This is a genomic window from Terriglobus albidus (genome assembly GCF_008000815.1).
Classification (GTDB): Bacteria; Acidobacteriota; Terriglobia; order Terriglobales; family Acidobacteriaceae; genus Terriglobus; species Terriglobus albidus_A.
Genome location: NZ_CP042806.1, coordinates 3,957,940 through 3,977,433, shown reverse-complemented (window position 1 = coordinate 3,977,433; position 19,494 = coordinate 3,957,940). Strand labels below are relative to the sequence as shown.

The following is a 19,494-nucleotide window of genomic DNA, read 5'->3' as shown; positions in this document are numbered from 1 at the left end:
GTCTGGTCCGTTAGCCTTTCAGTAGGTTGACCTGGTCGACGTTCAGCGTCTGCCGCGACCGGAAGAGGGCGATGATAATGGCCAGGCCCACCGCAGCTTCAGCCGCGGCGACTACCATCACGAAGAAGACAAAGATCTGACCGTTCAGCTTGTTCCACTGATGCGCAAACGCGATAAAGGTCAGGTTGACCGCATTGAGCATCAGCTCAATCGAGATAAAGATCGTGATGACATTGCGCTTTACCAGGTAAGCGGCAATGCCTAGTGAGAACAGGATGGCCGCAAGCACGAGATAGTAACTGATCGGTACCATTACCGCTCCTTCTTTGCGAGCACAACTGCGCCGAGAATCGCCACCAGAATCAGAATCGACGTCACTTCGAAGGGAAGCAGAAGGTCGGTAAAGAGAAGCGAACTGATCTGAGAGATATTGGAGGTTGCTTCGTCCAGCGAGCCGCCCAGGTGCGAGAGGCCAAGCTTATGGCCTTCACTCAGGAAGACAAAGCTCAGCAGGCAGAAGATGGCGGCCGCTCCGGGAAGGCCGGCTATAGCGGCAATCTTCGAGCCTCGCGTGTGCTCTTCTTCCCCGGCGTTAAGAAGCATGATGACAAAGACAAACAGCACCATTACCGCGCCGGAGTAGACGATGATCTGCGCCGCGGCCAGGAATTCCGCTCCCAGCGACCAGTACAGCACCGCCAGCGACATCATCACCACCACCAGCGACAGCGCCGAATTGATCGGGTGACGCTGCAGCAGAAGGTTCAGCGCGAATAGTACCGCTAGTCCGCCGAAGATAAAGAAGAGTGCAAGATGCATGATCGTATCGACTAACTCATTCACCGAGCCGCGCGGGTTACCGGCTCATACCAACCGCGGAGATCAACCTAACTTCTCAGCGCCATGATCAGGCTGGTGGCCAGAATGTTCGCCATCGCCAGAGGCAGCAGAAACTTCCAGCCGAAGCTCATCAGCTGGTCGTAACGGAAGCGCGGCAGCGTAGCACGCACCCAGATGTACAGGAACAGGAAACTGAATACCTTTGCGACAAACCAGAAGATCGGCAGGATAGACTGCAGCCAGACCGGACCGAAGGCCGGCAGCCAGCCTTCAAACGGGCTCGATGCGCCGCCGAAGAAGAGCAGCGTCGCAACGCAGGAGACGGTCAGCATGTTGGCGTATTCGGCCATGAAGAACATTGCGAACTTCATCGACGAATACTCGGTGTGATAGCCGGCGACCAGCTCAGACTCGGCTTCAGGAAGATCGAACGGAGCGCGGTTGGTCTCAGCGTATGCGGCCATGATGTAGATGAAGAAGCCGACAAACTGCAGACCGCCGAAAAAGTTCCACGACAGGAAGCCGTGACCAACCTGTGAGTTGACGATGTCGCGCAGATTCAGCGATCCCGCACGCAGCACCACACCTACCAGAGACAAGCCTAGAGCCAGTTCGTAGCTGATGACCTGGGACGTAGCGCGCAGCGAACCCATCAGCGAGTACTTGTTGTTCGAAGACCAACCCGACAGTGCAATGCCGTAGACGCCGATCGAGGTGATGCCCAGGATCACCAGCAGGCCGATGTTGACGTTCGATACCTGGAAGATATCGACGCCCTGGATCTTGAAGGTTTGACCGAAGGGAACCACGGCAACCGAGACCAGAGCGCAGGCCAGTGCGATGACGGGTGCGGCGACGAAAAGCGGACGCTCCACCGACATCGGCATCAGGTCTTCTTTCAGGAAGAGCTTGATACCGTCAGCCAGCGGCTGCAGCAGGCCGAACGGGCCTACGCGCGAGGGTCCCCAGCGATTCTGAATGCGGCCGATCACCTTGCGTTCCAGCAGCACGGTATAGGCCACTGCCGTCAGCGTGATCACCAGCACCACGGCGATCTTGATGATCGTGATTAGTACGAAGAGTTGAAAGTCTGACAAGTGCACTTGGTTTCGTCTCTCTTAGTCCGCAGCCGTGGGTGTAGCTTCCTGGCTGTACTTGCCGTGAAGCTGGATGAGTTTCTCCGAGTAACGGCCAAGCGTGCCGGAGGTAAACAGAGTGTCATTGGCCGGCAGCACCAGGTCACGGCGATTGGCATCGCCATCGATCTGAATCAGCTCATTCTTGTTGACGATCGGCTCGACATGCTGATCATTGCCGCTGAGCAACTGCAGGCGAAGCAGGCCGCCGTAACCCGGCACCAGACGGTGAATCTCGTCCAGGATGGCGAAAGGATCGAACGGCGAGAGCTTCGGCTCCATATTGTTAGCCGAGAGCCAGACTGCATGACGATCCGCCTCACCCGACTGGGCTCCGCGGGTCTGTCCGAAGTCGGCGCGCAGGCCGTTGCCGAAGGGAACCAACGATTGAACCTTGTGATCCATCTTGTCGGCGATGCGCACGATGATCTCGAAGTCCGAACGAACGCCGGCCTTGTCCGCGGCTTTGCGGACGAGCTGCAGGTCACCGTAGCTGTTGGTCACCGAGCCCGACTTCTCATAAAGGTTTGCCGCCGGCAGAACCACATCGGCAAGAACGGCTGTCTCGGTCAGGTACATATCCTGGACCACCAGGAAGGTGTTCTTCAACGTTGCCGGATCGACGGAGTAGCGGGCGACAGGGTTCGCTCCAACGACGTAGAGAGCTCCGAGCTCACCGGTCGCTGCCGCATCGAACTGCTGCAGCAGGTCCAGGCCCTTGGCTGCCGGGAAGTGATCGCCGTATTCGGCGGCAAACTCCTTCGGCTGCATCCACGGGATGTAACCCGGTAGAAGGTCAGGCAGCAGGCCCATGTCGGCGGCGCCGCGCGAGTTGACGTAATCGGACAGCAGAGCAACCTTCGCGTTTGGCAGCGAGAGAGCAAACTGTACCAGCTTCTCGAGATCGGTACCGCGTAGCTCGTTGCCGATCAGGACCAGGAGGTTCTCTTCGCCCTTCACGGCATCGCGGAAGGCTGCAAGCGCGTTGACGTCGGCCACTGCTGCCTGTGCCGCCGCGTCGTCGCCATTCAGATAAGCAGCCAAGGAGCCGTAGCCGAGATCGGTTACCTGCAGGAAGGCCTTGGCCTGACGGCGAAGCTTGATCGGAGCGTGATTCGCAACGTAGATGCGAGCCTTGTTCAGGCGAACATCGGTACGCAGATTCCAAGCCGTCAGCGGATTCTGGTTGGTGGGATCGCCGCCGATCAGAAGTACAGCCTTGGCCGTGGTGGTGTCACGCTGCGACGCCGTCTTGCCACTCGTGCTGCTCAGAGCGCGGGCGAAGGTGGTGTAGTCGGCGGTGCGGTGATGATCGATATTGGCGGTGCCGAGCACACTGCGAGCGAACTTCTGCAGCAGGTATGCCTCTTCGTTGGTGATGCGGTTCGATCCGATGACACCGAGCGAATGGCCGCCCTTGCTGTCGCGTACTTCCTTGAACTTCTTGCCGACAACCGTCAGTGCTTCTTCCCATGAGACGGGCTTCAGCTTGCCGTCTGCCTGGCGAACCAGCGGCTGTGTCAGACGCTCTTCGTGATTGGCGAAGTCGAAGGCGAAGCGGCCCTTGGCGCAGAGGAAGTCGTTGTTGATGCCGGAGCGGTCACGGTTATCGCCGCGAACGATCTCCATACCATCCGACGAGCGACGAACACCGAGCGTTGTCTTGCAGCCGTCGCCGCAGTGCGTGCAGACGGTGCCGACGTGATTCATCTCCCACGGGCGGGTCTTATAGCGATACGAGTCCGAAGTCAGTGCGCCGACCGGGCAGGCATCGATACACATGCCGCACTCTTCGCAGTCGAGTTGCTGCATGCCGGTAGCGGATTCGCTTGCGGGGATATTCGGAGCGATCACGGCAGAGGAGCCGCGGTTCTGGATACCCAGAGCGAAGACATCCATACCCTCGCCGCACATACGTACGCAGCGATAGCAGAGGATGCAGCGTGGGCGGTCGAAGTACACGGCAGGCGACCACTTCTGCTCTTCGCGGTGGTTCTTCGGCTCGGTATAGAAGCTATCGGCCGCACCGTACTTGAAGGTCATGTCCTGCAGTTCGCACTCGCCGCCGGCATCACATACCGGGCAATCGAGCGGGTGATTGCCAAGCAGGAGCTGGATGGTCGCCTTGCGGGCCTGAGCGATCTCAGGTGTTTCGGTCTGCACTACCATGCCCTCGGCTACGGGTGTGGTGCACGCCGTCTGCAGCTTCGGCATCTTCTCAACGCGAACCACGCACATGCGGCAGGCCGCCTGCAGCGAGAGACCCGGGTAGTAGCAGAAGGCAGGAATCTCGATGCCTGCAGCCTTGCAGGCATCGATCAGCAGCGTTCCCGCCGGAGCGGTGAGCTGTTTGCCGTCGACAATGAAATTTACGTCTGGCATTCCTTCAGTCCTCTAGTGGTGCGCTGCGCCGATCAGTTCTTCGGTGGTGATAAGGGCCTTCTCGGTGCGATGACCCTCGAGATACTCTTCAAACTCTTCGCGGAACTTCTTGATGAATCCAAGCGTTGGCATGGCGGCCGCATCGCCCAGCGGGCAGAAGGTGCGGCCCATCATGTTCTCTGCCAGATACTGAATATTTGCGATGTCCTTCTTGTTGCCGTAGCCGTTGTAGAAGCGCGTCAGCGTCTTCTTCAGCCAGTCCGTACCTTCACGGCAGGGGATGCACCAGCCGCAGCTCTCGTGCTGGTAGAACTTGATGGTCCGGAGCGCGAACTCAACCATCGAAACCGTCTCGTCCAGAACAACAATGCCGCCCGAGCCAAGCATGGTGCCGGCTTTGCCCATCTGGTCAAAGTCAAGACCGACATCGAGCTCATCCGCCTTTAACACCGGGCAGCTCGAACCGCCAGGAACCACGGCCTTCAGCTTGCGTCCACCCTTGACGCCACCCGCAACCTCGTAGATAGCCTTTTTCAAGTTGTAGCCCATCGGCAGTTCGTAAACGCCAGGACGCTCGACGTGGCCGCTGATACCGAAAAGACGCGTTCCACCATTCCGCTCAGAGCCAACCTTTGCGTAGGGCTCGCCGCCCATCAGCAGGATGTGAGGCGCGCTGGCGATGGTCTCAGCGTTGTTGATGACGGTCGGTCCGCCGTAGAGACCCACGACAGCAGGGAACGGAGGCTTGATGCGCGGTACGCCGCGCTTGCCTTCGAGCGATTCCATCAGGGCCGACTCTTCGCCCACTTCATAGGCGCCCGCGCCGGTCTGCGTGACGATATCGAAGTCCACGCCTTCCTTGCCGAAGATGTTCTTACCGAGGAAGCCCTTGGCGTAGGCATCGGCGACAGCCTTCTCCACGACCTTCAACAGGTAGCGGTACTCGCCGCGCAGATAGATGAAACCCATCTTCGCGCCGATGGCGAGGCCCGCGATCATGGTGCCTTCAATAACGGAGTGGGGATCGTGCAGGAAGATGACGTGATCTTTGCAGGTACCGGGTTCGGACTCGTCGCCGTTTACCAGAACGTACTTGGGCTTCTCACTCTGCTTCGGTACGAAGCTCCACTTCAGGCCGGTGGGGAAGCCCGCGCCGCCGCGGCCACGAAGTCCGCTGGCCTTCATCTCATTGATGACCCATTCGGCGCCTTTTTCAATCGCCATCTGGACCGCCTTATAGCCATCCATCTCCAGGTACTTATCGATGTCGGCAGCGCCGGCGCCGAAACGGCGGGAGATGATCTTTACTTCATCCGGGTGGGAGACAAGGGTAGGCATTACTTCACGTCCTTTCCACGACCGGCAGCGTAATCATCCAGAATCTGGTCGACCTTCGCGGGAGTCAGGTCCTCGTGAAAGTCATAGTTCACCTGCATGGCGGGAGCCCAGCAGCAGGCTCCGATGCACTCCACCTCTTCCAGAGAGAAGAGCTTGTCGGGAGTGACTTCCTTGTGGCCGATGCCCAGTTTGGCCTTGCAGTGATCCAGAATCTCGTACCCGCCACGCAGCATGCAGCTGATGTTGGTACAGACCTGTACGTTGTACTTGCCGGCCGGCTTGGTGCGCAGCATGGAGTAGTAGCTGAGAACATTGCGCACGTCCAGCTCGAACAGATCCAGACGCTGCGCGATCTCATGCACGACGGCGTCGGAGACGTAGCCGACCTCGTCCTGTGCGTACAACAGCATGGGGATCAGCGCCGAACGCTTGACCGGATACAGCGTCACCAGCTTGTCAAAGCGGGCGGCCAGCTCAGGCGAAAAGATCGTGTTGGTGACAGCGCTCATACACTCCAGGAACCAGCAGAAATTCAGTTTTGTGATCACGGCTATCCGCCGGTCACGTCTTATCGTCAGGGCAGGGCTTTGGCCATGCCGTTAACGTCAGCGGCGAAAAACCGCTTGAGGTTCTACCACTTCGGGGCAAACCCTAGGATACCGCGAACATCTCCCGCGCAAGCCGTTCTGCCGCGTGGTCCATCTCTTCCGTTACATCGGCGTACTGCACTGTGCCATCTTCCTGCAGAGCAAAGTGAAGCTTGCCGCAATCGTCGCGTTCCATGTCGCTGGCGGTGAAGCGAAGCCAGCGATCATTGACACGCACCAGAATCACCTCCGGGCCGACTTCAACCACGGCGTGATGCTTGCTGTTCAGCCCATGGGCGGCGCAATAGGTGCGCAACAACGACGCCCATGAGGTCCAAAGTTCGGTATGGAGCCGCGCATCCATCGCGTACACCTACCTGTCAATCTCTCCAAGCACGATGTCGATCGATCCAATCACGGCGACAACATCGGCCAGAAGTCTTCCCTTACACATCGTCTCCAGCGCCTGCAGCGTAGCGAACGAAGGATTGCGCATATGCACACGGAAAGGCTTCGCCGTTCCGTCCGACACCACAAAGTAGCCCATCTCACCACGCGGCGACTCAACACCCTGGTAGACCTGGCCTGCAGGCACCGCAAAGCCTTCGGTCACGATCTTGAAGTGATGGATCAGACTCTCCATCTGGGTCTTCATCTGTTCGCGATCCGGAAGGACGATCTTCGGGGCATCGGCGGTGATGCGGCCCTCCGGCAAGCCCTCAAGGGCCTGGGTGGCGATCTTCACCGACTCGTACATCTCCTTCATGCGGACTTCATAACGAGCCCACACGTCGCCGACCTGCGAGACCGGAACCTCGAACTTGAACTTCTCATAGCCCGAGTAGGGCATGTCGCGGCGTAGATCCCAGTCCACACCCGAGGCGCGCAGCGGCGGCCCGGTTACGCCAAGAGCGATGGCATCGGCCGCCGAGAGGTGGCCGACGTTCTTCAGGCGTCCCATCCAGATCGGATTCCCGGTGAGCAGATTCTCGTATTCGGCGATCTTCTCCGGCATGATCTTCAGGAAGTTCCGCACGCGATCGTAGAAGTCGATCGGCGGTTCCATGCTGAGACCGCCAATGCGGAAGTAGCTGGTCATCATGCGCTGACCGGCCACCATCTCGAAGATGCGCAGAATCTCTTCGCGCTCGCGGAAGCAGTAGAGGAAGACCGTCAGCGCGCCGATATCCATGGCGTGCGTTCCCAGCCATACCAGGTGGCTGTTCAGACGGGTCAGCTCATTCAGCAGCACGCGCAGATACTGTGCCCGCTCCGGAATCTCCAACTGCAGCAGCTTCTCAACCGCCAGGCAGTAGGTCAGATTGTTGGTCATCGGGCAGAGGTAGTCGATGCGGTCGGTCAGCGGCACAACCTGCTGATAGAACTTCGCCTCGCAGGTCTTCTCGATGCCGGTGTGCAGATAGCCGATATCGGGCGCCAGGGCGACAACACTCTCGCCGTCAACCTCCAGCACCACGCGCAGTACGCCGTGAGTGGAAGGGTGCTGCGGACCCATGTTCAGGACCATTGTCTGGTCCTGTGCCGGATCGATGTTGCCATGCAGCTTGGAGTCGGCGATTACGTCGTCAACGCCCGGATTGATGAGGTCTTCAACTGAGGTCGGCATTAGCGGTAACCCTCCACCGGATAGTCCTTACGCAGCGGGTGACCCTTCCAGTCATCCGGCATCATGATGCGGCGCAGGTTCGGGTGTCCGCCAAAGTGTACGCCGAAGAGATCAAAGACCTCGCGCTCGTAAAAGTTAGCCGAGGGCCAGACGTCGGTGATGGAATCAATCGACAGATCTTCAGATCCCACCGGCGCAATCAGACGGACACGCTCTTTCAACGAGTGCGAAAGGATGTGATACGTGACGTGGAAGCGAGGTTCGCTGGGGTACCAGTCCACGCAGGTCACGTCTTCCATAAAGTTGTAGCCGGCAGCCTGAACCGCTTTGACGGCAGCAACGATCTGATCCTTCGGAACCGTGATCGTCAGCTCGTTCAACGCGAACCGGGCATCGATCAACAGGGAAGAGAGCGCGGCAACGGCTGGATTAGCCGCCATCTGCTCCAGGACTTCCGCCTTTTCCAGGGTTGTTGCAGGCACTAGAGGTCTCCCTTATCGGCAGCCCAGTCGAGGATGCCCTTCTTCCAGACGTAGAACAGACCCACGGCGACGAAGCCGATATAGACCAGCATCTCGTTGAAACCGAAGAAGCGGGAACCGGTCAGTGTTGGAAGGTGTTTGTAGATAACGGCCCAGGGCAACATGAAGACCGCTTCCACGTCGAACAGGATGAACAGCATGGCCACCATGTAGAACCGAACGGTGAACCGGCCACGCGCATCGCCGACGGGCTCCATACCGCACTCATAGGTTGAGAGCTTGACCTTGGTACGGCGATGCTTCCCAAGGATGTAGCTGGCCGTCACCATGCCGCCCGCAAGTGCAAGGGCTGCAAGGATTTGAAGGGCCAGCGGAAGATAGTTCCAAATATAAGGAATTTGCATCGTTCGTCTGTCGGCTGTCCCCTCAAGGTTAAGTTCCGTTTGAAGCCAGTGTCAAGGAAACGGGCCGATACCGTAACCCAGATGCAACACGATTGAATTAAGACCGTGTGCGTCCGAATTCGCAAATGCAGTGTGCGCTATCGCAATAGGCCGGCGTACCACTCGATCAGCATCGGTCCTGCCATGGCCGTGATCAGACCTCCTATTGCAAGGAAACTGCCATAGGGCAGTTCGGTCAGACGGTCGGCTCGTCCCCGTGCCATTTGAATGACGGCAAAAACGGTCGCCGTAACTGTTCCGATAAAAAGCGCCAGAACTGCGGGCCACCAGCCGAAAAAGGCGGCAATCATTCCCAGCAACTTCACGTCACCCATGCCCATGCCTTCGCGTTTCCGCAGCGCTTTGTAGGCCCAGTGGAAGATCAGCAGTAACAGCATGGCGCCGGCGATAGCCACTACCCGGCCAAGGACGACCGCCTCCGGTCCGGTGATGAACAGGTCTCCTGTGCTTCGTCCGGCGCCCGCCGAATTCAGCTTCACCTGGCGGTGCAGATGAAGCTCTCCTTCACCCGGCGCCAGGTACATAGCATGGACGCAGGTCAGGGCAAAGCCGAGGATGATTCCGGTGAGGGTGAAGCTGTCCGGCAGCGTGTGTGTCTGCCAGTCCATAACCATCAGACCAATCAAAAGATATCCGGCAGCCAGCACGGCGAGGTCCAGGATGACGCGGTTCGTCTGGATCTGGTACTGGTTGCAGAAGTCGCAGGTAAAGTTCCAGTCGCGCCACAGGATCGAGCCGGAGCGGAGAAACCAGAGCGCGGTGGCAAGTTCCACCGCCGGATACCGCCAGGAGATCGCCGCTTTGCAATCACGGCATCGCGCCCGCAAAATGACCCAGCTCAACAGTGGAATGTTGTCGTACCAGCGGACTGTCTTGCCGCAGCTTCGGCACATGGACCGTCCGCCAATGACCGATTCACCCAATGGCAGCCGCGAGATACATACATTCAGAAAGCTACCCAGTAGCAGCCCTAATACAAACGAACCGATCAGCACCAGCGACGAGAGTTCCACCCCCGCAGTATAGGTCGACTCGTCAGAGGCCCGTGCGAAAGCTTATGCACTGCGCGATCGCCATACACTGAAAGACATATGCAACGTCTGTTTCGTGTGACCGCCTTGGCCCTGGGGTCAATTCTTACGCTGATCGGAGTAGGGCTCGGACTCGCGGAAGGCTGGTTCCTGCTGCACGCGGAGCATACACAGGCCGTGATCCTGACGGTCGAAAACGATCATCCCCGTTTCCTCTTCAACACCAAACAGAGCCGGCAGTACGAGATCACCTCCGCGAAAGCACTGCCCGGGCTGCGCCGGGGACAGACCGTCGCGATCGCGTATCGCCCGGATGACCCCACCAATGCTCAGATCGAGGCAGGAACGCCGCGATGGTTTTTGGCACTGCTTTTTTCCGGCCTCGGAGTTATCGTGACCTACCTGGGGCTATACCTGAGCCGCCGAGAACATGAGAATCAAGAGTTCTAAAATTCCACGTGCGTCCTGACGCTGGGCACGAGGACCGGTCCGCGGTCGCGGTTGTAGCCTGGACGGTCGCGGTTGTAGCCTGGACTCGTGATGTATTGCAAGCCGAGCGTCATCGATAGGCCACGAGCCACGCTCGCCAGGGTAGTACGTCTCCAGAAGGTTCTCCCGCCCATAGGTAAGATTTCCGTCGCCTAAGAGAAATCCAAGCGGACGACGACAGGGTCCTGGACGTATCGTCCTGCGTGCTCTGGGCACGGGGCGAAGCTCACACAAAAGCACCCGCAAGCAAAAACGAGAGAGTCATGCGCATGAATTTCGTTCCTGAGAGATGGTTACAGCTTGCTAAGTGATACAGGGAGGGGATATGGCGCATCCTCGAAGAGTCATCGGGAGGATGCGCCAGGGCAAGTCGTCTTCGACCGTAGTTTCCTGCTGATCGACGGTCAGCGCTGTCCACATTCCCGCCAGCGGGCAGCGTTCATCGGCGGTCTCAATCCAGCGCTGCACGATCGGCTTTCGGAGCTGCGCAGTCTTCGGCTGTAACAACATGCGAGTCTTTTGCGTCATGGGAGCATTCCTCCTTTCCTCTGAGATGTGCAAGTTCGATGGTCTGTATAGGATACCCTAGTAGGGTATAAAGAACACATTAAATGTCGACTACGGATCGGGAAGCCATCAAATTGCTCAATCGCGTTCGCCGTCTGCGTGGCCAGCTCGATGCAATAGAGCGCGCTAACGAACCAAGAGGAGTGTGCCGACGTTTTGATGTTGCTGGCAGAGGTTCGCGGCGGTGTCAATGGCCTGATGGCTGAGGTGATGGAAGACCACATCCGCCACCACCTCTCCGAAGGTGGAGAGGCGCAGGGACTACTCTTGCCGGAACCAGCCGAAGACCTGATGGACCCTGTTACGTTCGTATTTGAAATAGCTAGGCTGCTCTGCTCCTGGCGCCGACGACAACCAGACCGATGCCTCCAATCAGCGCAATACCGCTCAGGACGGGCGGAATGGTGACGCCATGTTTCTCTTCATGGCTAATCTGAACCGGCCCCAGATCGACGTCTTTCTTGTGTTCTTTGAAGCTGAACCCTCCCATGGCGAAGCCCACAATGCCAAGCAGAATCAAGAGGATACCTACAATCGTCGCTGCCTTCATTATTTCTCCTTCATTCGTTCAAAAATCTCCGATGCAGGTTTTGATTTGGCAGGATGTACGCATTTGACTCTATGCGGGCAAGGTCTTACGTTAGAAGTACACGGGAAAGGAGGATGATCCAGCCTATGAAATGTGACTCACACAGTTGTATCAATGCACGTGAGGTGACTGAGGCTTAAGGCGACCCGCCTTAGACCTGGCAAGACTCGTAGCTCCTGCCGAGGCCCCCGATGGGTGGGTACGCCTCAGGTCAATCTCAACAGTTCACCGCGCTATTCATGGCCTGCCGGCACGCCGCAGGCCATGCGCGTTTAAGCCGAAAATGCGAAACGGTATCGCGACACACTGCTTCTTTCGAAAGGTCCTAAAATAGCCCTATGGAACCCCTTGTTATCGCCGGAAAGGCCTTTCAGTCGCGACTCATTGTTGGTACAGGGAAGTACAAAGACGGCCCTGAGACCCAGCGTGCCATTGAGGCTTCGGGAGCCGAGATGGTGACGGTGGCCGTGCGCCGGGTGAATCTCGACCGGTCCAAGGAGAGCCTGCTCGACTTTATCGATCCGCAGCGTTACTTCCTGCTTCCCAATACCGCCGGTTGCTACACCGGCGAAGAGGCCATCCGCGCTGCCCGTCTCGGCCGCGAAGTAGGACTCTCCGACTGGGTGAAAATCGAGGTCATCGGAGACCAGAGAACCCTCTATCCGGATGTACAAGGAACGCTGTTAGCAACTCAGGTTCTCGTCAAGGAGGGCTTTACGGTTCTCCCGTATACCTCTGATGACATTGTATTTGCGAAGAGACTTATTGACGCGGGCGCAGCTGCGGTGATGCCTTTGGGCGCTCCGATCGGCTCTGGCCTTGGACTTCAGAATGTCGCGAACCTGCGCATCCTGCGCGAGATGATCACCGAAGTTCCTCTAATCGTGGACGCCGGCGTCGGCACTGCTTCCGACGCTGCGATCGCCTTGGAGATGGGCTTTGACGCCGTGCTGATGAATACGGCGATCGCCCAGGCAAACGACCCCATTCTGATGGCGGAGGCGATGCAGCACGCGGTGCTCGCCGGCCGGCAGGCATACTTGGCGGGACGTATGCCCAGGAAGCTTTACGCCACGGCCAGCTCTCCACTGGAGGGGATCTCCCGCTAGGCGGAAGCCTCGAGGAGAAGTTTTGCGGAAGTCGTGATGAACACTCTTAGGGAGCGCGGTTTGGCACTATGCCGGCGCATCTCCCGCAGGTAGACTGCCACCATGCGTGTCTTCGGAATCGACTGCGGCACCGAGTTCACCGGCTGGGGAATCGTTGAGGCCGATGAAAGGGCGCGCACTCCTCGGCTGGTTCCGGTAGCCGCGGGTTCGATCAAGCTGAACAAAAAGGATCGTACGCCGGTCCGTCTTCATCAGGTTTATACGGAGTTGGCTGGATTATTGACCGCCTACGCTCCGGATGTTGTAGCGATCGAAGACGTGTTTTTCTCGGCAAACGCGAAGTCGGCCCTGAAGCTTGGGCAGGTGCGAGGTGTGGCGCTGCTGGCTGCCGCTACCTGTAACCTGCAGGTTGCCGAATATGCCCCCCTGAAGATCAAAAGCTCGGTAGTTGGCTATGGCCTGGCCAAGAAAGAACAGGTACAGTTCATGGTGGCGCGGCTTCTGGAGATTGAGAACCAGTTCGAGACGGCCGACGCCGCAGATGCGCTGGCAATCGCTATCACTCATATTCATACTTTGCAGACAGAGTCGGCGATCTCGCTGGCAGGAGTACGATGACGCACGTTACTACGCTCTTCCTACTTGCTTTTGTGTTCCAGGTCTCTCCGGCAGCATTGGCATCACCGACGCCGCCGACCGTCACCTTTACGTTTGATCGGCCGCAGGTACAGACCACCCACTACGAAATCACTCTCGGAGAAGACGGAAAAGGGGTCTATCGCGCGCGTAACCAGCAGGGTATCGATACGGAAGCGCCGATCGCTGTAAGCCCGCAGAATCTTGAGCATATCTGGGCGGAGGCGAAGGCTACCGACGGTTTCCGCAAAGTGCAGTGTGAGACGCACCTTAAAAATATGGCGCAGACCGGCAAGAAGGCCCTTACCTGGACCGGATCTTCCGACACCGGAAGCTGCAGCTACAACTACTCCGACGACAAAGAGATTCAGAAGGTGACTTCCATCTTCCAGGGAATCGCTCTCACCATGGAGACCGGTCAACGCCTTGCATATCTGCACCGCTTCGATCGTCTTGGTCTGGATGCCGAGATAACCTCTCTTGGTAATTCGGTAAAGACCGGGTGGGCGCTCGAGATCCAGAATATCGAGCCGACCTTACGGAAGATCATCGAGGATGTGTCGTTGATGGATCGGGTGCGCACCAAAGCCGAGGCGCTGCTGAATAACGGGAAGTAGCTCTTTTCTGCGAACGATCTGAAACAGCGCAATGCGCTGGGCGCTTTCGTGATCACAGGACCGGAACAAGGCAAGAACCTTTCTTATGCACATGCGTTAATACAAGTGAGAGAATGGGGGCCCTATGAACCGGTTCAGAGTAATACGCGGAATTCTGGTGGCGCTATTCGTGGTCGTTTGTGGAGTCATCGGGCTCGCTGGTCAGCAATCGGCTCCCGCTCCTGGAATGCGCGCCGCCCGTCTGAGCTTTGTACAGGGCAACGTGCAGGTGCTGTACGGCGATAACACACAGATTGGTGAGGCCCAGGCGAACCTGCCATTGATTGAAGGTCAGCGCATTGTCACAGCCGATGACGGCCAGGCTGAGATTGAGTTTGAAGATGGCAGCATAGCGCGCCTGACACCTCAGAGCGCTCTCACCCTGGTTCGCATGAATACGGATCAGGGGAGATATCTGACCCAGCTATCGCTCGACCAGGGGATGGCGTACTTCGAGCTTCGGATTGCCGACCAGAACGGGTACTTCCTCAAGGCTGGTGCGGCTTCGCTGACTCCGGTCGAAAATAGTTCCTTTCGTGTCAGCCTGGATCAGGCTCCCGTAGAGGTAGCCGTGATGCAAGGCAGCCTGCACGTGGAGCGCGAGGGCGGCTACAGCGCGAATGTCCGTGCCGGCGAGCAGTTTGAGCCGGATGCTGCCGACAGTGGACGGTATTTCCTGTCGAAGTCCGTACGTCAGGACAGTTGGGACAACTGGAATGAGGAGCGCGCCCAGGCGGCTGCAAGCGAAGCGGCGCAACGTACCGAAGCCCGGAACGATTACGCCCAGGACAGTGGCTATGGCTGGAGCGATCTCGACGCCAACGGCAACTGGTACGACCTGCCTGGATACGGTCGTGTCTGGCAGCCTCCGATGGCTGTCGATATGAGTTGGGATCCCTACGGCTATGGGAACTGGGTCTGGTACCCGAGATACGGGTATATCTGGGTCTCAGGCTATGGTTGGGGATGGACTCCGTTCTATTGCGGCTCGTGGTCCTATTGGGACAGTTTTGGCTGGGGCTGGATGCCTGCCGGCGGCTGCCGCCGTTGGGGCTGGGGCTATGGCGGCGGTTCCGTATGGACGGTCAATGTCATCAATCCGCCGCGCGTGTGGCAGCCGATCCGCCGGCCGATTCCTGGTCCGATTGGACCGGGTGGTGTGCATCCGATCGTTCCGGTGCGGCGTGGACCGATTCAAGTGCATCCGATCGGGCGACGCGACCCGCGGCCGGTGATGTTTGCCGGAAAGCAGATTGACCCGCTCCGCCCCGTTGGCGGTCCTTACACGCCGCGCGGAGGCTCTGCGGTAGGTTCGTCGCTGCAGAAGGATTTCCCCATGCGTAATCGGCAGCCGGTGATGGGGACAGTGCGTGCTCCAAGAGACGACAGCGGACGGCCAACGCGTCCGTCAGCACTCCAGGATAATGGGCCAACGCCTACTCCGATTCAGGCCCAGCCGGTGCCACCGGTGGTGCCGGGAGGATGGAGAAGTGTAAGCCCCACAGTAAATCAGGGGACGGTAAATCAAGGATCGAGGGGGCAGTCACCGCAGCAGCCCGCGCAGCCCGTGACACGTCCTGCCCCGGGAGCTAATGTCGGAAATCCGGAACGTCCGGTGGAGAGCCGTCCGGCGCCGGGACACATCAATCAGCCTCCGGTGCAGCAGCAACCGCGTCCGCAACCGGTGCAACGTCCTGAGCCGCCGGCGAGTTGGCGCCAGTCCCAGCCTGCACCGCAGCCACGGCAGAGCGCACCACCTCCGGCGCCTTCACCGGCTCCCTCACCGGCTCCGTCCCGGCCTGCTCCTTCGTCACCTCCGGCATCGCAGCCCTCGCGTTCGCCTAAATAGATTCGAGCAGTGCGCGGTAGAGTTCGGCCATCTGCTCCAGGGAGAGAGCCTCTGCCCGTGCCTGTGGCGGAATTGAGGCAGGCCAGGCTGCCGTGAGCTGTCGCATCTCATAGCCCGCGCTTCGCAAGTTGTTGCTGAGCGTCTTGCGCTTTTGAGCAAACGACTGCTTCAAGAAACGGTCGAAGGCGGAGGCGTCGTTAATACCAAGTTCATGGAATCGGGGCGCAAAGGTAAAGCGAAGTACGGTCGAATAGACCTCCGGTGGAGGAGAGAACGCGCCGGGAGGCAAGGTGAAGAGATTTTCGACGCGGCAGTAGAGCTGGGATGTTGCCGAAAGCAGACCATAGTCGCGGTTGCCAGGGGTGGCTGCAACACGTTCGGCGACCTCTCGTTGCATCATCACCACCGCCCGGCCAAGATGTGCAGATGCGGCGAAGAGATGCAGCAGGATATCCGACGTGATGTAGTAGGGAAGATTGCCGACTACGTCTGCTTTCTCTACCGCTGGGATGAGCGAGGTGAGATCGGTATCGAGGATGTCCTGATGGACAACTCGGATGTGCTCTCTGACTGCATAGCGGGAAGCGAGCACTTGAGCGAGTTCATTATCGAGCTCAATCGCAATCAGCCTGCCTGCGCGTCCGGCGAGGATATCGGTAATCGCACCCTTGCCCGGACCAATCTCAAGGACGGTGCGGTGGCCGATGTCGCCAAGGGCATCTGCAATGCGGTGGCGGGCAGATTCATCAACGAGAAAGTTCTGCCCAAGTTTCGGTTTGTGTTTCGGCATGGTGAGTTCAAAGCGTCCGGCAGTGTTGTAGGTGCATCTCAGTTAGGGAGAAGCGGCCGTGAGATATAGACTAGCTGCTTCGGGAGAGAAGAACGAACGATGCATATTGTCTTTGCGGCGTCAGAGTGCACACCATGGGCGAAAACAGGCGGTCTGGCTGATGTTGTAGGTGCTCTGCCGCAGGCGCTGGTCCGGCTTGGGCACAAGGTTGATGTCTTTCTGCCGTTTTACCGCCAGGTTGCCAAGCTGGCGCCGCATGCCGGTGTGCTGGTGCCAAGCATCACGATTCCGTTTGAGTACTACAACCGCTTCATACGGGTGCTCGACGGCGGCAAGACGGAAGGCGTGCAGTATTACTTCATTGATTGCCCGGAGTTGTTCGACCGCGAGAGCTTTTACGCGACGCCAAGCGGTGACTATCCAGATAACGCAGAACGCTTCGGACTCTTCAGCCGTGCAGTGATTGAAGCGACAAAGATATTAGGTGTGCCTGACGTCTTCCATGTGCATGACTGGCAGGCCTCAATGATCGCGGTCTATCTGCGCTCGACCTATTTCTTCGATCCCGTCTTCCGCAAAGTTCCGACTATCCTCACCATCCACAATGCCGGTTATCAGGGCTGGTTTCCGCCGCAGACGACGCCGCACCTGCTGCTTCCGTGGGACATGTTCACGATGGATAAGCTGGAGCAGTATGACAATCTGAACTTCCTGAAGGGTGGCATCGTCTACGCTGACGCGATTACTACCGTGAGTCCGACGTATGCCCAGGAGATTCAGACGGCCGAATTCGGAAGCGGCCTGGAAGATACGTTGAGACGCCGCTCCGGCGACCTGGTGGGAATTCTGAATGGCGTGGATTATGAGCAGTGGGATCCTGCGACCGACCCTCTGATCGCCGACCACTACACGCCCGAGGATCTGGCAGGGAAGAAGGAGTGCCGACGCGATCTGCTGCACGCCTTCGGTTTCGATGGCGTGCATGACGACACCGCTGTCATCGGAATCGTGTCACGCTTTGCAACGCAGAAGGGGTTCGATTTTATCGCTCAGGCTGCGGAAGATCTGATGAAAGAGAACGTCGCTCTCGTCGCGCTGGGTACGGGAGAGGCCTACTATGAACATCTGCTCACAGAGCTTGCAGAGCGTTATCCGCAGAAGATGCGGGTACGTGTTGCTTACAACAACGTGTTGGCGCACAAGATTGAGGCTGGTGCCGACATATTCCTGATGCCCTCCAGGTATGAGCCCTGTGGCCTGAACCAGATCTATTCCTTGAAGTACGGTACTGTCCCGGTCGTGCGTGCGACGGGAGGGTTGCAGGACACCATTGATGAGCAGGCGGATGGTAGTGGGAATGGTTTTAAATTTGGGGGATACTCTGCCTGGGCAATGCTCGATGCCATCAGGCGGGCGCTCAAGGCGTTTCAGGACAAGCCAACGTGGACCGCGATGATGCAACGGGGAATGCGGCAGGACTTCAGTTGGGACGGGCCTGCAAAGGAGTATGTGAAGGTCTACGAGCGGACGATTATGAACCGTAGTTAGCCTCAAGGTCATCAAAAATCTGTATGTCACAGACTTCAGCGATCGCTGCAGGAGCCCGTATCGGGCACGTGCATCTGAAGGTATCCGATCTCGACCGGGCACTCGCGTTTTATCACGGAGTGCTCGGTTTTGAGATCACTACCCGACTGGGGGACCAGGCGGCCTTTCTCTCGGCCGGCGGATACCACCATCACATCGGACTGAATACGTGGGAGAGCCGTGGAGGAACACCTCCCGCACCTGGAACAACGGGGCTGTATCACACGGCAATCCTGTATCCGACGCGCGCACATCTCGCAGATGCCCTGCGGAGGCTGATGGCAGCGAAGATTCCACTGGAGGGCGTTGCCGATCACGGTGTCTCCGAGGCGCTCTATCTGCGCGATCCGGATCAGAACGGAGTGGAGCTCTATTGGGACCGTCCACAGGAACGATGGCCGCGGTCTGAGTCCGGCGAGCTCCAGATGTATACACGGCCATTGAATCTGGAAAGCCTTCTCGATGAACCAGCGGTGTAGCGTTGGGGAGCGCGGAGAAGCCGCCGCCAAGTGGTAGAATCGATGGGTGCCTGAAGGCAAAGATTTCACACGGAACTGGTAGGGAACTGCAATGTCCGGTCACTCCAAATGGGCGACAATCAAGCATAAGAAGGGCGCTCTGGACGCCAAGCGCGGCAAGATCTTTACGCGCCTGATCAAGGAAATCCAGATCGCTGCGAAACAGGGCGGCGGTGATGTAGACGGCAATCCTCGCCTGCGTACAGCAGTTGCTGCAGCTAAGGCTGAGAATATGCCGGCGGATAACATCAAGCGCGCCATCCAGCGCGGTACCGGCGAGCTCGAAGGTGCGACCTATGAAGAGATCACCTTTGAGGGCTATGGCCCCGGTGGCGTCGCAGTTATCGTCGAAGTGCTGACCGACAACCGCAATCGCGCGGTGAGCGAAATTCGTCACGCCTTTTCCAAGAACAACGGCAACCTGGGCGAGTCCGGTTCGGTGGGCTACATGTTCTCGAAGAAGGGCCTGATCGTGGTGGCGAAGGATGCGGTGGGCGAGGACAAGCTGACCGAGATCGTTCTCGATGCTGGAGCGGATGATCTCTCCGGTGATGGCGATAGCTGGGAAGTGTTGACTGCTCCGAAAGACTTCGAAGCGGTTCTGACGGCTGTGAAGGGCGCCGGCATCACTCCTGAGCTTGCCGAAGTAACGATGATTCCTTCGACCTATCAGAAACTCGAAGGCCCGCAGGCGGCTGCGATGAATCGTCTGCTGGAGACGCTCGAAGATCTGGACGATACGCAGAATGTGTACTCCAACTTCGATATGGAAATGGCCGAGGTGGCCGGCTGATTCACACTGCAGGAATATGAGTGG

At 58.4% G+C, this 19,494-nt stretch carries 23 protein-coding genes; 9 read left to right on the top strand and 14 right to left on the bottom strand.

Annotation, left to right across the window (positions count from 1 at the left end):
* Nucleotides 1–10: 10 nt before the first annotated feature.
* From nuoK to FTW19_RS15565, 11 genes are all read right to left on the bottom strand, one after another.
* Nucleotides 11–313, bottom strand: coding sequence for an NADH-quinone oxidoreductase subunit NuoK (gene nuoK, locus FTW19_RS15615; RefSeq protein WP_147648490.1), 303 nt, complete (start codon nucleotides 311–313; stop codon nucleotides 11–13).
* Nucleotides 313–819, bottom strand: coding sequence for an NADH-quinone oxidoreductase subunit J family protein (locus FTW19_RS15610; protein WP_147648489.1), 507 nt, complete (start codon nucleotides 817–819; stop codon nucleotides 313–315). Before FTW19_RS15610 ends, nuoK begins: the two co-directional genes overlap by 1 nt.
* Before the next feature lie 68 nt (nucleotides 820–887).
* Nucleotides 888–1,937 carry an NADH-quinone oxidoreductase subunit NuoH gene (nuoH, locus tag FTW19_RS15605; protein WP_147648488.1) on the bottom strand — a complete coding sequence of 350 codons (1,050 nt, stop codon included), beginning with the start codon at nucleotides 1,935–1,937 and terminating at the stop codon, nucleotides 888–890.
* Nucleotides 1,938–1,958: 21 nt separating this feature from the next.
* Nucleotides 1,959–4,358 carry a molybdopterin-dependent oxidoreductase gene (locus FTW19_RS15600; protein ID WP_147648487.1) on the bottom strand — a complete coding sequence of 800 codons (2,400 nt, stop codon included), beginning with the start codon at nucleotides 4,356–4,358 and terminating at the stop codon, nucleotides 1,959–1,961.
* Between the two features lie 12 nt (nucleotides 4,359–4,370).
* Complete coding sequence (gene nuoF / locus FTW19_RS15595) at nucleotides 4,371–5,696, bottom strand: NADH-quinone oxidoreductase subunit NuoF (RefSeq protein ID WP_147648486.1); 1,326 nt, start codon at nucleotides 5,694–5,696, stop codon at nucleotides 4,371–4,373.
* The gene (gene nuoE, locus FTW19_RS15590; RefSeq protein ID WP_147648485.1) at nucleotides 5,696–6,205 is read right to left on the bottom strand and encodes a complex I 24 kDa subunit family protein; all 510 of its coding nucleotides are present in this window, start codon (nucleotides 6,203–6,205) and stop codon (nucleotides 5,696–5,698) included. Before nuoE ends, nuoF begins: the two co-directional genes overlap by 1 nt.
* Before the next feature lie 142 nt (nucleotides 6,206–6,347).
* On the bottom strand, nucleotides 6,348–6,647 hold the full coding sequence (locus FTW19_RS15585) for a transcriptional regulator (RefSeq protein ID WP_147648484.1): 300 nt from the start codon (nucleotides 6,645–6,647) through the stop codon (nucleotides 6,348–6,350).
* A gap of 9 nt (nucleotides 6,648–6,656) precedes the next feature.
* Nucleotides 6,657–7,910 carry an NADH dehydrogenase (quinone) subunit D gene (gene nuoD, locus FTW19_RS15580; protein WP_147648483.1) on the bottom strand — a complete coding sequence of 418 codons (1,254 nt, stop codon included), beginning with the start codon at nucleotides 7,908–7,910 and terminating at the stop codon, nucleotides 6,657–6,659.
* On the bottom strand, nucleotides 7,910–8,392 hold the full coding sequence (locus tag FTW19_RS15575) for an NADH-quinone oxidoreductase subunit C (protein WP_432445161.1): 483 nt from the start codon (nucleotides 8,390–8,392) through the stop codon (nucleotides 7,910–7,912). Before FTW19_RS15575 ends, nuoD begins: the two co-directional genes overlap by 1 nt.
* Entirely contained in the window at nucleotides 8,392–8,796 is a 405-nt protein-coding gene (locus FTW19_RS15570) for an NADH-quinone oxidoreductase subunit A (protein WP_147648482.1), read from the bottom strand. Before FTW19_RS15570 ends, FTW19_RS15575 begins: the two co-directional genes overlap by 1 nt.
* A gap of 137 nt (nucleotides 8,797–8,933) precedes the next feature.
* Entirely contained in the window at nucleotides 8,934–9,869 is a 936-nt protein-coding gene (locus FTW19_RS15565; protein ID WP_147648481.1) for a prepilin peptidase, read from the bottom strand.
* Between the two features lie 78 nt (nucleotides 9,870–9,947).
* On the opposite strand from FTW19_RS15565, the gene FTW19_RS15560 reads away from it, so the two are divergent.
* A complete protein-coding gene (locus tag FTW19_RS15560; RefSeq protein WP_147648480.1) occupies nucleotides 9,948–10,337 on the top strand; it encodes a DUF3592 domain-containing protein in 390 nt (129 codons plus the stop codon).
* Nucleotides 10,338–10,679: 342 nt separating this feature from the next.
* Here FTW19_RS15560 and FTW19_RS15550 read toward each other — a convergent pair whose 3' ends face one another.
* Nucleotides 10,680–10,904, bottom strand: coding sequence for a hypothetical protein (locus FTW19_RS15550; RefSeq protein WP_147648478.1), 225 nt, complete (start codon nucleotides 10,902–10,904; stop codon nucleotides 10,680–10,682).
* A 198-nt stretch (nucleotides 10,905–11,102) separates the two neighbouring features.
* Between FTW19_RS15550 and FTW19_RS26460 the strand changes: the two genes are divergently transcribed.
* Nucleotides 11,103–11,351: a hypothetical protein gene (locus tag FTW19_RS26460; RefSeq protein ID WP_432445160.1), complete on the top strand. Its 249-nt coding sequence runs from the start codon at nucleotides 11,103–11,105 to the stop codon at nucleotides 11,349–11,351.
* On the opposite strand, the gene FTW19_RS15540 is transcribed toward FTW19_RS26460, so the two are convergent.
* Nucleotides 11,266–11,493 (bottom strand): DUF3185 domain-containing protein, encoded by a 228-nt coding sequence (locus FTW19_RS15540; protein ID WP_147648477.1) that lies wholly within the window; start codon nucleotides 11,491–11,493, stop codon nucleotides 11,266–11,268. The genes FTW19_RS26460 and FTW19_RS15540 overlap by 86 nt on opposite strands.
* A gap of 377 nt (nucleotides 11,494–11,870) precedes the next feature.
* On the opposite strand from FTW19_RS15540, the gene FTW19_RS15535 reads away from it, so the two are divergent.
* The 4 genes from FTW19_RS15535 to FTW19_RS15520 all read left to right on the top strand — a co-directional run bounded on the left by FTW19_RS15535 (nucleotide 11,871) and on the right by FTW19_RS15520 (nucleotide 15,782).
* Nucleotides 11,871–12,641, top strand: coding sequence for a thiazole synthase (locus FTW19_RS15535; RefSeq protein ID WP_147648476.1), 771 nt, complete (start codon nucleotides 11,871–11,873; stop codon nucleotides 12,639–12,641).
* 102 nt (nucleotides 12,642–12,743) lie between these two features.
* Nucleotides 12,744–13,259 (top strand): crossover junction endodeoxyribonuclease RuvC, encoded by a 516-nt coding sequence (ruvC, locus tag FTW19_RS15530; protein WP_147648475.1) that lies wholly within the window; start codon nucleotides 12,744–12,746, stop codon nucleotides 13,257–13,259.
* Nucleotides 13,256–13,894 (top strand): hypothetical protein, encoded by a 639-nt coding sequence (locus FTW19_RS15525; RefSeq protein ID WP_147648474.1) that lies wholly within the window; start codon nucleotides 13,256–13,258, stop codon nucleotides 13,892–13,894. Before ruvC ends, FTW19_RS15525 begins: the two co-directional genes overlap by 4 nt.
* 124 nt (nucleotides 13,895–14,018) lie before the next feature.
* Nucleotides 14,019–15,782, top strand: a complete 1,764-nt coding sequence (locus FTW19_RS15520) for a FecR family protein (protein ID WP_147648473.1) — start codon at nucleotides 14,019–14,021, stop codon at nucleotides 15,780–15,782.
* On the opposite strand, the gene rsmA is transcribed toward FTW19_RS15520, so the two are convergent.
* Nucleotides 15,775–16,572, bottom strand: coding sequence for a 16S rRNA (adenine(1518)-N(6)/adenine(1519)-N(6))-dimethyltransferase RsmA (rsmA, locus tag FTW19_RS15515; RefSeq protein ID WP_147648472.1), 798 nt, complete (start codon nucleotides 16,570–16,572; stop codon nucleotides 15,775–15,777). The genes FTW19_RS15520 and rsmA overlap by 8 nt on opposite strands.
* Nucleotides 16,573–16,671: 99 nt before the next feature.
* Between rsmA and glgA the strand changes: the two genes are divergently transcribed.
* The 3 genes from glgA (at nucleotide 16,672) to FTW19_RS15500 (ending at nucleotide 19,470) form a co-directional block, all read left to right on the top strand.
* Nucleotides 16,672–18,120: a glycogen synthase GlgA gene (gene glgA, locus FTW19_RS15510; protein WP_147648471.1), complete on the top strand. Its 1,449-nt coding sequence runs from the start codon at nucleotides 16,672–16,674 to the stop codon at nucleotides 18,118–18,120.
* Nucleotides 18,121–18,143: 23 nt separating this feature from the next.
* Nucleotides 18,144–18,638 carry a VOC family protein gene (locus FTW19_RS15505; RefSeq protein WP_147648470.1) on the top strand — a complete coding sequence of 165 codons (495 nt, stop codon included), beginning with the start codon at nucleotides 18,144–18,146 and terminating at the stop codon, nucleotides 18,636–18,638.
* A gap of 91 nt (nucleotides 18,639–18,729) precedes the next feature.
* Nucleotides 18,730–19,470 carry a YebC/PmpR family DNA-binding transcriptional regulator gene (locus tag FTW19_RS15500; RefSeq protein WP_147648469.1) on the top strand — a complete coding sequence of 247 codons (741 nt, stop codon included), beginning with the start codon at nucleotides 18,730–18,732 and terminating at the stop codon, nucleotides 19,468–19,470.
* The last annotated feature ends 24 nt before the right edge of the window (nucleotides 19,471–19,494 follow it).